This window comes from Pseudomonas sp. B20, assembly GCF_020515755.1.
GTDB classification, from domain to species: domain Bacteria; phylum Pseudomonadota; class Gammaproteobacteria; order Pseudomonadales; family Pseudomonadaceae; genus Aquipseudomonas; species Aquipseudomonas syringae.
The window spans coordinates 1-11760 of the sequence record NZ_JAHPJG010000039.1 but is presented as its reverse complement, the minus strand read 5'-3'; the positions used below and the strand labels follow the sequence as shown (position 1 = coordinate 11760).

The window sequence follows — 11760 nt, the reverse complement described above, 5'->3', positions numbered from 1 at the left end:
GCAGGCTGGTGTATAACGCCAAGCGTTCCAGCGTCGGAATCCTTGCGTCGCAGATCTATCAACCCACCCTGAATTTCCCCACCAGTGTCTGCAGGTGCGTTCCCAGTCTGGCGAGTTCGACGCTGGAGGCGGCGGTTTGTTCGCTGGCTGCGGCGGTCTGTTCGGAGATGTCGCGTACGCTGATGACGTTACGGTTGATCTGTTCGGCGACCACGCTCTGTTCCTCGCTGGCGGTGGCGATCTGTTCGTTCATGTGCTGGATCGTCGCCACGGTGCGGGTGATCTGCTCCAGCGCGCCCCCCGCGCGACGGCTCAGTTCAACCGTGTTATCGGTCAGGGTGCGGCTGTTATCCAGCGTGGTTGCGACCTGCTGGGTGCCGGTTTGCAAGGCGGCGATCAGTTCTTCGATTTCCTCGGTGGACTTTTGCGTGCGTTGCGCCAGCCCCCGAACTTCATCGGCAACCACCGCGAAACCGCGCCCGGCCTCTCCCGCGCGGGCTGCTTCAATGGCCGCATTGAGGGCCAGCAGGTTGGTCTGCTGTGAAACAGACTTGATCACGTCTAGAACGCCGACGATCTTGTTGCTTTCCTGCTTGAGCGCGCTCATCGACTGCGTGGAGTTCAGCACCTCGCGAGCCAGCTGCTCGATCTGAATGATCGCCTGCCCGACCACTTCATCGCCACTGCGCGCCTGTTGATCCGCCTGAGCGGCCGCCTGCGACGCTTCCTGCGCATTGCGCGCGACTTCCTGCACGGTGGTGGCCATTTCATTCATGGCCGTCGCCACTTGGTCTGTTTCGTCTTTCTGACTGGTGACCCCGGTGCAGGTCTGCTTGGTCACCGCTGACAACTGCTCGGCCGCGCTGGCGATCTGCGACACGCCCTCGCTGATGCCGCCGACCAGTTCGCGCAGGCTGACGGTCATGGTCTGCATGCTGCCTTGTAACTGACCCATTTCGTCACGGCGCGTGACCGATATATCCCGGCTCAGATCGCCCTGAGCGACGCGTGCTGCGGCGATGAGTGTCTGCTGCAACGGCACGGTGATCTGCCGGGTCATGATCCAGGCGGCAAGCAAACCGATCAGCAGTGCCAGGCCTGCAACACTGCTGAGCATGGCGCTGGAGTTGGCCGCCTCGCTATCGCGCTGCTCAGTCTGCAGGCGGTTCAGCGCCGCGACGGAGTCCAGCAGCGCTGCGCCAAGACCCTCCATGATTTCCTGATCCGCTTCGGCCTTGGTCTGGATCTGCTTGAACTCGCCGAGCCGTTCCCGATAACTCTGCAGGGCTGCGGTCGCGGTTGTCAGGCCCTGAAGGCTTTCGTTGCCCTGATCCTGGGCAATCTGCCCGACTTCCTTGAGCGCTTCGTCGATGGCCGCAATGGCTGCGCTTTCATCTGCGTCGCGGGTGGTGAAGGTATACGTCTGCACCTGATAACGAGCGGTCTGGACCTGCTGCCTCAATTGCGAAATGTTGGTGAACTCCTCCATCCGCTCGCTGCTGTCCTGTTCCTGGCTGACGCTTTTGAGCACCTCTACCTCAACCTGCGCGATGGCCTGCAAGGCCTGTTCGGACGCCTGCTCCAGGCGCGCGCGTATCTGGTTGCGGGTTTGTCGGTTGACGCGAACGTCCGCAAAGGTCTTTTCCAGCCTGTTCAGCATCTCGAACTGGCCGTTGAGCAGCTTGATGGTTGCCTGCTCCTCACTCTGGTTGTGCAGCAGGGTGAGCTGGGCTTTCATTTCATTGAGCTTTTGTGTAACCAGCGCCGTGCTCTCCGGGGTTTTCTGGACGCGGTCGGTGATTCGCTCGGCGCGCAGGTCTTTGGTCAGACCGTTGAGCTGGGCGATGTCCGAGAGCGACTCCGAGCGGTCGATCATGGTGTACAGGCCATGCCAGCCCGTCAGTGTGATGATCAGCGTCAATAGCAGCACCAGGCCGAAACCCAGGGACAGCTTGAATCTGACGTTCATGTTGCCGAGCGCTTGATTGATCAGTCGGAACATTTGAATCTCCTGCAATGAGCGAACAAAAGCACGTTCCGAACCCGTCGGGACATGCGTTGTGAGCGCATCGGCGTGGCGATTCATTGCGTGACCTGAGAAGGCCGTAGGAGATTTCCGAGCACGAAGGAGGGGTGAAAGGTGTCACATTTTGTCGAAAAAATGGCCCGCGCCGTATGCTGGCGCGGGCTGTGGGCTGACAGATCAGACGGTGAAACGGCTCACCAGGACCTGAAGGTGGTTGCCCAGTCTGGCCAGTTCCACGCTGGACGCCGCGGTTTCTTCACTGGCCGCAGAGGTCTGTTCGGACACGTCACGGACATTGATGATGCTGCGGTTGATCTCTTCGGCGGTCGCGCTCTGTTCTTCGGCGGCAGCGGCAATCTGTTGATTCATCGCCTGGATCGCCGAGACGGTTTTGGTGATGCTCTCCAGCGATCCACCGGCCCGACGAGTCAGCTCCACGCTGCTGGTGCTCAGCTCGCGGCTGCTGTCCATGACGGTTGTGGCCTGCTGTGTACCGCTTTGCAGACGGGCAATCAGCGCTTCGATCTCTTCGGTGGATTTTTGCGTGCGCTGCGCCAGGCTGCGTACTTCATCGGCAACCACCGCAAAGCCCCGACCGGCTTCACCGGCGCGTGCTGCCTCGATAGCGGCGTTCAACGCCAGCAGGTTGGTCTGCTCGGCGACCGATTTGATGACGTCCAGCACGCTGCCGATCTTGTCGCTTTCCTGTTTCAGCGCGCCCATCGCTTCGCTGGAGTTGCCCACCGCAGAGGCGAGGCGCTCGATTTGTGCGATGGCCTCGTTGACCACCCGTTCCCCGTCACGGGCCTGACGGTCTGCCGTCACCGCTGCTTCCGAAGCTTCCTCGGCGTTGCGTGCGACCTCCTGAACGGTCGCCGTCATTTCATGCATGGCAGTGGCGACCTGATCGGTCTCGACCTTCTGGCTGTTGACCCCGGCACTGGTCTGCTCGGTAACCGCCGACAGCTCTTCCGCTGCGCTGGCAATCTGGGTGACACCATCGCGAATCCCGCCGACCAGTTCGCGCAGGCTCGCCGTCATGCGCTGAATCGTGGCCTGCAGCTTGCCCAGCTCGTCCTTGCGATCAACCTTGAGGTTGCGACTCAGGTCGCCTGAGGCCACTCGTTCCACCACCTCAAGGGTCTCCTGCAGCGGCGTGGTGATCTGGCGAGTGATGACCCAGGCCGCGAGAATGCCAAGTACCATTGCCAGCGCAGTCGCGGCGAGGATCATCTGGACCGACTTGGCGCTGTCTGCGTCGCGGCTCTTGTTCTGTCGGGTAATCAGGTCGTTACTAGTGGCGAGCATGCTGACGCCCAGCGTGGTCATTTTATCCAGTGCGGCCTTGGAGGCGGCCTGGGAATCGCGGTATTTGCCCACAGCCGCGCGGTAGCCATTCAGCCCGGCGATGGCCTGTTGCAGCATGGGCGAATAGTTGGAAGAAATGTCGCCAGCCAGCGTGTTGATCCCGGTCACAGCATCATCGATGGCTTTATTGGCGTCCTTTTCGAAATCGGGACGGCCGCTGTAGGTGTAACCACGTACCTGAAAGCGCGCCTGCTGAATCAGCTTGCTGACGCCGACGATGCCATTGAAGGCCAGGATGTTATCTTCCTTGAGCAGTTCGGCTTCGATCCTGTTGGCCTGATCCACTGCCTTGTCGGCGTTTTCGCCCATCTGGCTGCGGCTCGCTTCGCGGGTTTCGATCGCCTTGCTCATGTCCTCAAACGACTGGCGATAGTCGCGGGTGGCCTGAATCTGGGCATCCAGCAACTGCAGGTTCTCGGGGGATCGCAGCAGGTTTCTGGCGGTTTGCAGTGCAGCGTCGAGCTCATCGAGTGTACTTCTGACCTTCGCTGCAGTCTCTGCGTTGTACAGCACCTCGTAGCTCATACGGTTGATGCGCAACTGAAGGGTCAGCTCATTGACCTCTGCAATCGCAGTGACACGGTCCCCACGATCGATCAGGGCCTGATTGCTGAACCAGCCGGTGGCTGAAATCATCAGCGTCATCAACAGCACCAGGCCAAAGCCGATCGCCAGTTTCAGGCTGACACTCGCATTGGCGAGGCTTTTGGTTAAACCACGAGACATGATCACTCCTTGACTGCTTTTGTTCCTAAGTATCCGACTGCATCGGCCAGCTATCGGTTAACTGAAGCGATTGAGTCGACATTAACAACTTAGAACAAACGGGCAAGAAGGGCCGTTACAGCGGTTTCGACGCGCAGGATGCGTTCGCCCAGTTGCACCGGTTGCAGACCCGACTGGCGCAACAGATCGATTTCGTAGGGTATCCAGCCACCTTCAGGGCCGATGGCCAATGTGACTTGCTCTGTGGCCGCACGCGGGCAGGCGGGGAAATCACCGGGATGGCCAACCAGGCCCAGTGTATCGAGCGCGATCTGCGGCAAGCGATCCTCAACGAAAGGCTTGAAGCGCTTTTCGATCACGATTTCAGGCAGCACCGAATCGCGCGCCTGCTCGAGGCCCAGAATCAGTTGCTCGCGGATGGCGTCAGGCTCCAGAAACGGCGTTTGCCAGAAGCTTTTTTCCACCCTGTAACTGTTCAGCAGGATGACTTTAGGCACGCCCATGGTCGCAACGGTCTGAAACACCCGGCGTAACATCTTGGGGCGTGGCAACGCCAGCAACAGGGTAAGCGGCAGTTTGGCCGGCGGCGCACTCTGCAGTTCGACACGCAGCTCTGCTTCATGGGGTTCAAGGCGCAGCAGTTCGGCATTGCCCAGCAGGCCATTGACCCGGCCCACACGCAAACTGTCGCCAACCTCTGCGCGATGCACCTCCTGCATGTGCTTCAGGCGGCGGTCACGCAGGACCACCCGGTCAGCCGCAATGAAATCGGCTTCCTCAAGCAGCAGCAGGTTCACGGTGTGGTCGCGGGCGGCTGGTCCTGCTTGTCAGCGTCCTCGGTCTCATCGTCCGGATGTTCGCCACGCTTCTTGATCATCGTGCTGCACAGTACGCCCAGCTCGAAGAGCAGCCACATCGGCACCGCCAGCAGCGTCTGCGAGAAGATGTCCGGCGGGGTGAGGATCATGCCGACCACGAAGCAGCCGATGACCACGTAAGGGCGGATCTTCTTCAGGTATTTGACGTCGACGATGCCGATCCACACCAGCAACACCACGGCCACCGGGATTTCGAAGGCCACGCCAAAGGCGAAGAACAACGTCATCACGAAGTCCAGATAGCTGGCGATGTCGGTCATCATCGACACGCCTTCCGGCGTCACGCTGGCGAAGAAGTGGAAAATCAGCGGGAAGACCAGGAAGTAGGCGAACGCCATGCCTGCGTAGAACAGGATGATGCTCGACACCAGCAGTGGCACCGCGACGCGCTTCTCGTGCTTGTACAGACCCGGCGCGATGAAGCCCCAGATCTGATGCAGGATCACCGGCATGGACAGAAACAGCGCGACCATCATGGTCAGCTTGAACGGCGTGATGAACGGCGAAGCCACGTCGGTGGCGATCATCGTTGCGCCTTCAGGCAGATAGACTCGCAGCGGCGCCGAGACCAGTGTGTAGATCTTCTGCGTGAAGTAGAACAGGCCGGCGAAAATCAGGAACACTGCCGCAACGCAGCGCAACAGACGTGTACGCAACTCGGTGAGGTGCGAGATCAGCGGCATTTGCTGATCGTTTTCCGGGGTATCAGCGCTCATGGTGCTCGCGGTGGCAATGACGAATCGTGGGCGGGAGGCGTCGGGACTGGTGTGCCGGCGTCAGCCGGTTTCGCGGTTTTCTCCAGCGACAGCTCGGTCTTCGGTGCCGCAGGTTGTGCAGGCCCGATTTCGTGGTGCGCGGCTTGGTCGTGCACGGGGCTTGCAGCTTCGGCCGCTGCCGGTGCTGGCGACGGATTCACCGGCTCGGAGCTGTTTTCGGGCGGTTGATTGGGCGCGAACATTTTGCGCGCTTCGTCTTCCATCGAAAGAATGTGCTCGTTGTGCAGCTGCCGACGAATCTCGTCAGCCCCGATTTCACGTTCAACTTCCTGTTTGATCGCATTGAAGCTGCGCTTCAACCGGCCGATCCATAAGCCTGCGGTGCGTGCAGCACCCGGCAGGCGCTCGGGACCCAGTACCAGCAAGGCAACCAGGCCAACGAGCAGCAGTTCAGAGAAGCTGATACCGAACATGGGCTTAAACCTGGTCTTTGCGGATCGGCTCGTCGACTTTGTGCGCCTGAGCGTCGATGGTGTGTGGCTGGTTCAGCGGCGAGCCCTGTGGGGCTGGCTGGGCCTGCTGGGGTTGAGGCGCAGGCTGTTCGGCCGGCTTGTCATCGTCATTCATTGCCTTGCGAAAGCCTTTGATCGATTCGCCGACGTCGCTGCCCAGGCCCTTGAGTTTCTTGGTCCCGAAAACCAGTACAACGACGATCAGGATGACGATCCAGTGTTTCCAGTCAAAAATACCCATGAAACAGTCCTCGTAAAAGATTTCAAGCTTGAAAGGGGAGAGCGTTACTCTGCCGTGCGAGCGGCTTTTTCCGCGTGGCCGGACAAGCCGAATCGGCGGTCCAGTTCATCGAGCACGGCCTGTGGGTGCTGACCCAGCGCGGCGAGCATCACCATGCTGTGGAACCACAGGTCAGCGGTTTCATAAATCACGTCACTGCAATCACCGCTGACCGCAGCGTCCTTGGCCGCGATGATGGTCTCGATCGACTCTTCGCCGAGCTTTTCCAGAATCTTGTTCAGGCCCTTGTGATACAGGCTTGCGACATAGGAGCTGTCGGCAGCGGCGTCCTTGCGGGATTCCAGCACTTCGGCCAGACGGGACAACGTATCAGTCATGTTCAATGGCCTGCATGGTAAATAGCATCAGGATCTTTCAGAACCGGGTCTACGGTCTTCCAGCCTGAATTTTCATACACTCGGTAGAAGCAACTTTCGCGGCCGGTATGGCAAGCGATGCCACCGATCTGCTCGACCATCAGGATAATGACGTCGGCGTCACAGTCCAGGCGCAGTTCATGCAGCTTTTGCACATGACCCGATTCTTCACCTTTGCGCCAGAGTTTGCCACGCGAACGCGACCAATAGATGGCACGGTTCTCGGACGCCGTCAGGCTCAGGGCCTCGCGGTTCATCCAGGCCATCATCAACACCCGGCCGGTCTTGTGATCCTGAGCGATTGCAGGCACCAGACCGTCGCTGTTCCAGTGAATCTCGTCCAGCCAGTCTTTCATATCTACTCCGGCAGCCGGCTTTCATGCCCGGCGGATTGAACAGTGTGCCAGCGCCATCCGCTGCTGGCTATCGGCGAACGATCAGATACAGCCCGGCGATGAGCATGATCGCGGCTGGCCACGCGGTGAGCGTCAGCAACTGGGTAGCGGCCTCGCTCATCACCCAGCTCTGTATCGCGCCGCCGACCAGCAATGCCGCACCGATCAGCCGCAGGACCGGCTCGTCCTTGCGATCGTGCCATGGGCGCGGCGGATCAGAGGCGTGCGGGCGGGACATGCGCTCCAGCAGATCACGGGTCATGCCTGCGATGTGCGGCAGTTGCTCGACCTGTGATTGCAGATTGCCCAGCAGGGTTTTCGGGCTGACCCGTTCACGCATCCAGCGCTCCAGATAAGGCTGCGCGGTGCTCCACAGGTCCAGTTCAGGGTACAGCTGACGGCCCAGCCCCTCGATGTTGAGCAGGGTCTTTTGCAGCAGAACCAGTTGCGGCTGGACTTCCATATTGAAGCGGCGTGCGGTCTGGAACAGGCGCATCAGCACCTGACCAAAGGAAATATCCTTGAGCGGCTTCTCGAAAATCGGCTCGCAGACCGTACGGATGGCCGCTTCGAACTCATTGAGCTTGGTCTCTGCCGGCACCCAGCCCGAATCGATGTGCAGTTGCGCAACGCGACGATAATCACGTTTGAAAAAGGCAAACAGGTTACGCGCCAGATAATCCTGATCTTCCGGGGTCAGGCTGCCGACGATGCCGCAGTCGATGGCAATGTACTTCGGCGCCCACGGGTTGACCGTGCTCACGAAAATGTTGCCGGGGTGCATGTCGGCATGGAAGAAGCTGTCGCGAAAAATCTGCGTGAAGAAGATTTCCACGCCGCGCTCGGCGAGCAGTTTCATGTCGGTGCGCTGATCCGCCAGCCCGGCCATGTCAGTGACCTGCAGGCCATAGATACGCTCCATGACCAGCACTTTCGGGCGGCACCAGTCCCAGTAGACTTGTGGCACGTAAAGCAGGTCGGAGCCTTCGAAGTTGCGTCGCAACTGGCTGGCGTTGGCCGCTTCACGCAGCAGGTCGAGTTCGTCGTAGATGGTCTTTTCATAATCCATCACCACCTGCACCGGGTGCAGCAGGCGGGCATCGGCAGACACGCGCTCGGCGGTGCGGGCCAGAATGAACAGCCACGCCAGGTCCTGACCGATGATCGGCTTGAGGCCGGGGCGTACCACTTTGACCACGACTTCTTCGCCGGTCTTCAGGCAGGCGGCATGCACCTGAGCGACCGAAGCGGATGCCAGCGGCTTCTCGTCGAAGCGGCTGAACACGTCGCTGATGCGCGCGCCGAGCTGTTCTTCGATCAGCTTGATCGCCAGTTGCTGATCGAACGGCGGCACGCGGTCCTGCAGCAGCATCAGTTCGTCGGCGATGTCCTCGGGCAGCAGATCGCGCCGTGTAGACAGCAGTTGCCCGAACTTGATGAAAATCGGCCCCAGGTCCTGCAGCGCCAGACGAAAGCGTACGCCCCGGCTCAGCTCGGATTTGCGCCGTGGCAGCCAGCGCCAGGGCAGCACGAAACGCAGCGCGAGCATCCACCACGGCAGGGGCAGGGCGAACAACAGGTCATCAAGGCGATAGCGGATAACGACACGTTGAATGCGAAACAGACGGCGGACGGCAAGCAGCTTCATGCGTTATCGCTGGTATTGAGGGAGTGGGCAAGGCGGGCAAAGCGCGCCTCGAGGCGTTCCAGATCGAGCTTGATCTGATCGAGTTCGGCGAATCGTGCTTCGGCTTCGTGTTTGCCCACCAGCGTGCGCGATTCTTCGCTGAGGTAGTCGGCAACGTTCTGGCTGAGGCTGTTGAAGCTTTCCCGGGTCCAGCGCCCACTGTTGCGCAGGTGGTTGCTGAACAACTGGCTGGCCACCGGGCCGATCCAGTTGGACAGTTCGTGCTCCCAGTCCAGCTCCAGGTCCTGAAGAATGCCGACCAGTTCCAGCAGCGCGCCGCTGTCACCGTCGAGTTCGACGTCCGGGCCGTGCAGCACAGCGGTCTTGTCCTTGCTCAGGGCCAGACGCACCAGGCTGGAAGCCGGCGCGCGCAGGGTGCAGTCAGCTTCGGCAGCCCAGTCAGCGGCGAGCAGCAAGCCTTCGTCGCTGGGCAGGATGAACAGCTTCAGGGACGGATCGCGACAGTCCACCGCAATGACACGCCCGGACAGACGCGCCATGCGTGGCAGCGCGGTGCTGTCCAGGCGCAGCACCCGATTGATGCCGTGCTCGATACTGGCGAGCAGCCCCCGGAGCAACATCAGGGTTTGATACCACGATGCAGGGCCACGACGCCGGCAGTCATGTTGTGATAGGTCACGCGGTCAAAACCGGCTTCTACCATCATCGACTTGAGGGTTTCCTGGTTGGGGTGCATGCGGATCGATTCGGCCAGATAACGGTAGCTTTCCGAGTCATTGGTGACCAGCTTGCCCATCAACGGCATGAACGCGAACGAGTAGGCGTCGTAGGCCTTGGACATCAGCTTGTTGGTCGGCTTGGAGAACTCCAGCACCAGCAGACGACCACCCGGCTTGAGCACGCGCAGCATGGAACGCAGGGCGTCTTCCTTGTGGGTCACGTTGCGCAGGCCGAACGCGATGGTCACGCAGTCGAAATGATTGTCCGGGAATGGCAGTTTTTCGGCGTCTGCCTGGACGAACTCGACGTTGCCCGCCACACCCAGGTCCAGCAGTCGATCACGGCCGACCTTGAGCATGGAGGCGTTGATGTCGGCCAGTACCACCTGGCCGGTCGGGCCGACCAGGTTGGAGAATTTGCGGGTCAGGTCGCCCGTGCCGCCAGCAATGTCCAGCACGCGGTTACCGGTGCGGACGCCGGACAGCTCGATCGCGAAACGCTTCCACAGGCGATGCATGCCGCCGGACAGCAGGTCGTTCATCAGGTCGTACTTGGCCGCCACCGAATGGAAAACCTCAGCGACTTTTTCTGCCTTCTGGCTTTCCGGTACATTTTTGTAACCGAAGTGAGTCGTAGGTTCGGCATCGCTGCCTTTGCGCTGATCGTTCATATCGCTTCACCGGAATAGAGTGCGGGTCATTCTAATCGCCAAGGCCGGCTTTGTCTTGACAAGGCTCACCTGCAACGCTTTCTTGGATGCGGGCGGGTGTATATAGTTGCGCCGCATTTCATATGACGATCAAGGAAGCCTCCGATGGCCAAGATAACCGTTGAACGCCCGCACGCCCTGGGCCTCGAGAAGGCTCGCGAAAAGGCCGAGCAACTGGTCGAGAAGCTGTCCACCCGATACGGACTGGCTCACGAATGGGCTGGTGATACCGTAAAACTGGAGGGCAAGGGCGCCAAGGGTGAGGTCGAGGTCGAAGAGGCTTTGATCCGCGTCAACATCGAGCTGAACTTCATCCTGTCGGCCATGAGCGGTTCGATCAAGACAGAAGTCGAGCGCGTTCTGGACAAGGCGCTCGCTGCCTGAACGCCGTATGCAGACCTGCTGATTTTTCTTCGCCGCCGTGTGCCCCTGCGCTCTTTTATGCGCGCAAATCGACAGAATCGAGCGTGCTTTCGACCTTCGAGTCGCAAAGGCCTTGAACCGGGTAGGTATCCCGTCTAAACATGATGTAGACACGCTCTTTGCCAGGCTCGATGAGCTGACGGCATTGCTTGAGCGTGTCGGGCCGATAAAAGCTCGAACGCTGCGTGCCGAAACGACTCGGGCGTTCCAAGTCTGGACGATAAGGAGAACGGGATGGCTGGCAAGAAAAAAACCGACAAAGATGGCGGCTCCTGGATGGGCGAGGTTGAGAAGTACTCTCGTCAGATCTGGCTGGCGGGTTTGGGCGCGTATTCCAAGATCAGCAATGACGGCAGCAAGCTTTTCGAGAGCCTGGTGAAGGACGGCGAGAAGGCCGAGAAGCTGACCAAGGTCGAAGCGCAGAAGCAGCTCGATGACGTCAAGAACACCAGCAAGTCGGCCAAGTCCCGCGTAGACGACGTGAAAGACCTCGCGGTTGGCAAGTGGAACGAGCTGGAAGAGGCTTTCGACAAGCGTCTGAATGGCGCCATTGCGCGTCTGGGTGTGCCGAGCCGCAGTGAAGTACAGGCGCTGCACAGCAAGGTCGACCAGCTGACCCGGCAGATCGAGCTGTTGGTGGGCGCGAAAGCCAAACCGGCTGCTTCGCGCACTGTGGCGGCCAAACCTGCAGCGCCGAAAAGCGCGGCGAAACCGTTGGTCAAGGCGGCGGCCAAGCCTGTCGCCAAAGCGGCGGACAAGAGCGTGGCGGCCGAGCCAGCCGTCAAGAAAGCAGCGGCCAAGCCCGTCGAGGCTGCCAAAAAGCCTGCCGCTGCGAAAAAACCAGCGGCAAGAAAGCCGGCCGCCAAACCTGCTCCCAAGCCTTCTACGCCGGCCGCATCGGAAAAACCCGCGATTCAGTCCTGATACCCGGCTGCAACAAAGAAGACCGGACGCAGAGCGTCCCGAACGGCATACCCACGCG

At 60.3% G+C, this 11760-nt stretch carries 13 protein-coding genes and 2 pseudogenes; 3 read left to right on the top strand and 12 right to left on the bottom strand.

Annotation, left to right across the window (positions count from 1 at the left end; translation table 11 throughout):
- Positions 1–58: 58 nt before the first annotated feature.
- From LIX91_RS26000 to ubiE, 12 genes and pseudogenes are all read right to left on the bottom strand, one after another.
- Complete coding sequence (locus LIX91_RS26000) at positions 59–775, bottom strand: methyl-accepting chemotaxis protein (protein ID WP_410524766.1); 717 nt, start codon at positions 773–775, stop codon at positions 59–61.
- 141 nt (positions 776–916) lie between these two features.
- A pseudogene (locus tag LIX91_RS25995) lies at positions 917–1969 on the bottom strand (methyl-accepting chemotaxis protein); the annotation flags it as partial.
- A 234-nt stretch (positions 1970–2203) separates the two neighbouring features.
- Complete coding sequence (locus LIX91_RS25270; RefSeq protein WP_410524765.1) at positions 2204–4039, bottom strand: methyl-accepting chemotaxis protein; 1836 nt, start codon at positions 4037–4039, stop codon at positions 2204–2206.
- 170 nt (positions 4040–4209) lie between these two features.
- Positions 4210–4917 carry a 16S rRNA (uracil(1498)-N(3))-methyltransferase gene (locus LIX91_RS25265; RefSeq protein WP_032702561.1) on the bottom strand — a complete coding sequence of 236 codons (708 nt, stop codon included), beginning with the start codon at positions 4915–4917 and terminating at the stop codon, positions 4210–4212.
- A complete protein-coding gene (tatC, locus tag LIX91_RS25260; RefSeq protein ID WP_003414220.1) occupies positions 4914–5714 on the bottom strand; it encodes a twin-arginine translocase subunit TatC in 801 nt (266 codons plus the stop codon). The genes LIX91_RS25265 and tatC overlap by 4 nt, the downstream gene beginning before the upstream one ends.
- Positions 5711–6187 (bottom strand): Sec-independent protein translocase protein TatB, encoded by a 477-nt coding sequence (gene tatB, locus LIX91_RS25255; RefSeq protein ID WP_100072860.1) that lies wholly within the window; start codon positions 6185–6187, stop codon positions 5711–5713. The genes tatC and tatB overlap by 4 nt, the downstream gene beginning before the upstream one ends.
- Positions 6188–6191: 4 nt before the next feature.
- Positions 6192–6467 carry a twin-arginine translocase TatA/TatE family subunit gene (locus LIX91_RS25250; protein WP_003316632.1) on the bottom strand — a complete coding sequence of 92 codons (276 nt, stop codon included), beginning with the start codon at positions 6465–6467 and terminating at the stop codon, positions 6192–6194.
- A gap of 44 nt (positions 6468–6511) precedes the next feature.
- Positions 6512–6844 (bottom strand): phosphoribosyl-ATP diphosphatase, encoded by a 333-nt coding sequence (locus tag LIX91_RS25245; RefSeq protein ID WP_002551631.1) that lies wholly within the window; start codon positions 6842–6844, stop codon positions 6512–6514.
- A 2-nt stretch (positions 6845–6846) separates the two neighbouring features.
- Positions 6847–7239 carry a phosphoribosyl-AMP cyclohydrolase gene (hisI, locus tag LIX91_RS25240; RefSeq protein ID WP_003414224.1) on the bottom strand — a complete coding sequence of 131 codons (393 nt, stop codon included), beginning with the start codon at positions 7237–7239 and terminating at the stop codon, positions 6847–6849.
- Positions 7240–7306: 67 nt separating this feature from the next.
- Positions 7307–8926 (bottom strand): ubiquinone biosynthesis regulatory protein kinase UbiB, encoded by a 1620-nt coding sequence (ubiB, locus tag LIX91_RS25235; RefSeq protein ID WP_226489390.1) that lies wholly within the window; start codon positions 8924–8926, stop codon positions 7307–7309.
- Positions 8923–9546 carry an SCP2 domain-containing protein gene (locus tag LIX91_RS25230; RefSeq protein WP_226489389.1) on the bottom strand — a complete coding sequence of 208 codons (624 nt, stop codon included), beginning with the start codon at positions 9544–9546 and terminating at the stop codon, positions 8923–8925. The genes ubiB and LIX91_RS25230 overlap by 4 nt, the downstream gene beginning before the upstream one ends.
- On the bottom strand, positions 9546–10316 hold the full coding sequence (gene ubiE / locus LIX91_RS25225; RefSeq protein ID WP_003341410.1) for a bifunctional demethylmenaquinone methyltransferase/2-methoxy-6-polyprenyl-1,4-benzoquinol methylase UbiE: 771 nt from the start codon (positions 10314–10316) through the stop codon (positions 9546–9548). Before ubiE ends, LIX91_RS25230 begins: the two co-directional genes overlap by 1 nt.
- A gap of 144 nt (positions 10317–10460) precedes the next feature.
- Here ubiE and LIX91_RS25220 point away from each other — a divergent pair, with 144 nt between their 5' ends.
- The 3 genes and pseudogenes from LIX91_RS25220 to LIX91_RS25210 all read left to right on the top strand — a co-directional run bounded on the left by LIX91_RS25220 (position 10461) and on the right by LIX91_RS25210 (position 11702).
- Positions 10461–10739 carry a polyhydroxyalkanoic acid system family protein gene (locus tag LIX91_RS25220; protein ID WP_003316638.1) on the top strand — a complete coding sequence of 93 codons (279 nt, stop codon included), beginning with the start codon at positions 10461–10463 and terminating at the stop codon, positions 10737–10739.
- A gap of 64 nt (positions 10740–10803) precedes the next feature.
- Positions 10804–11002, top strand: a pseudogene (locus LIX91_RS25215) (phasin family protein); the annotation flags it as partial.
- A gap of 10 nt (positions 11003–11012) precedes the next feature.
- Positions 11013–11702 carry a phasin family protein gene (locus LIX91_RS25210; RefSeq protein WP_100072858.1) on the top strand — a complete coding sequence of 230 codons (690 nt, stop codon included), beginning with the start codon at positions 11013–11015 and terminating at the stop codon, positions 11700–11702.
- Positions 11703–11760 lie beyond the last annotated feature (58 nt).

Coding starts and splice junctions, on each gene's coding strand:
- hisI (WP_003414224.1), bottom strand. CDS start 7,239: ATGAAAGACTGGCTGGACGAGATTCACTGGAACAGCGACGGTCTGGTG.
- LIX91_RS25230 (WP_226489389.1), bottom strand. CDS start 9,546: ATGTTGCTCCGGGGGCTGCTCGCCAGTATCGAGCACGGCATCAATCGG.
- LIX91_RS26000 (WP_410524766.1), bottom strand. CDS start 775: ATGAATGAAATGGCCACCACCGTGCAGGAAGTCGCGCGCAATGCGCAG.
- tatC (WP_003414220.1), bottom strand. CDS start 5,714: ATGAGCGCTGATACCCCGGAAAACGATCAGCAAATGCCGCTGATCTCG.
- LIX91_RS25210 (WP_100072858.1), top strand. CDS start 11,013: ATGGCTGGCAAGAAAAAAACCGACAAAGATGGCGGCTCCTGGATGGGC.
- ubiB (WP_226489390.1), bottom strand. CDS start 8,926: ATGAAGCTGCTTGCCGTCCGCCGTCTGTTTCGCATTCAACGTGTCGTT.
- LIX91_RS25250 (WP_003316632.1), bottom strand. CDS start 6,467: ATGGGTATTTTTGACTGGAAACACTGGATCGTCATCCTGATCGTCGTT.
- LIX91_RS25270 (WP_410524765.1), bottom strand. CDS start 4,039: ATGACGCTGATGATTTCAGCCACCGGCTGGTTCAGCAATCAGGCCCTG.
- tatB (WP_100072860.1), bottom strand. CDS start 6,187: ATGTTCGGTATCAGCTTCTCTGAACTGCTGCTCGTTGGCCTGGTTGCC.
- ubiE (WP_003341410.1), bottom strand. CDS start 10,316: ATGAACGATCAGCGCAAAGGCAGCGATGCCGAACCTACGACTCACTTC.
- LIX91_RS25245 (WP_002551631.1), bottom strand. CDS start 6,844: ATGACTGATACGTTGTCCCGTCTGGCCGAAGTGCTGGAATCCCGCAAG.
- LIX91_RS25220 (WP_003316638.1), top strand. CDS start 10,461: ATGGCCAAGATAACCGTTGAACGCCCGCACGCCCTGGGCCTCGAGAAG.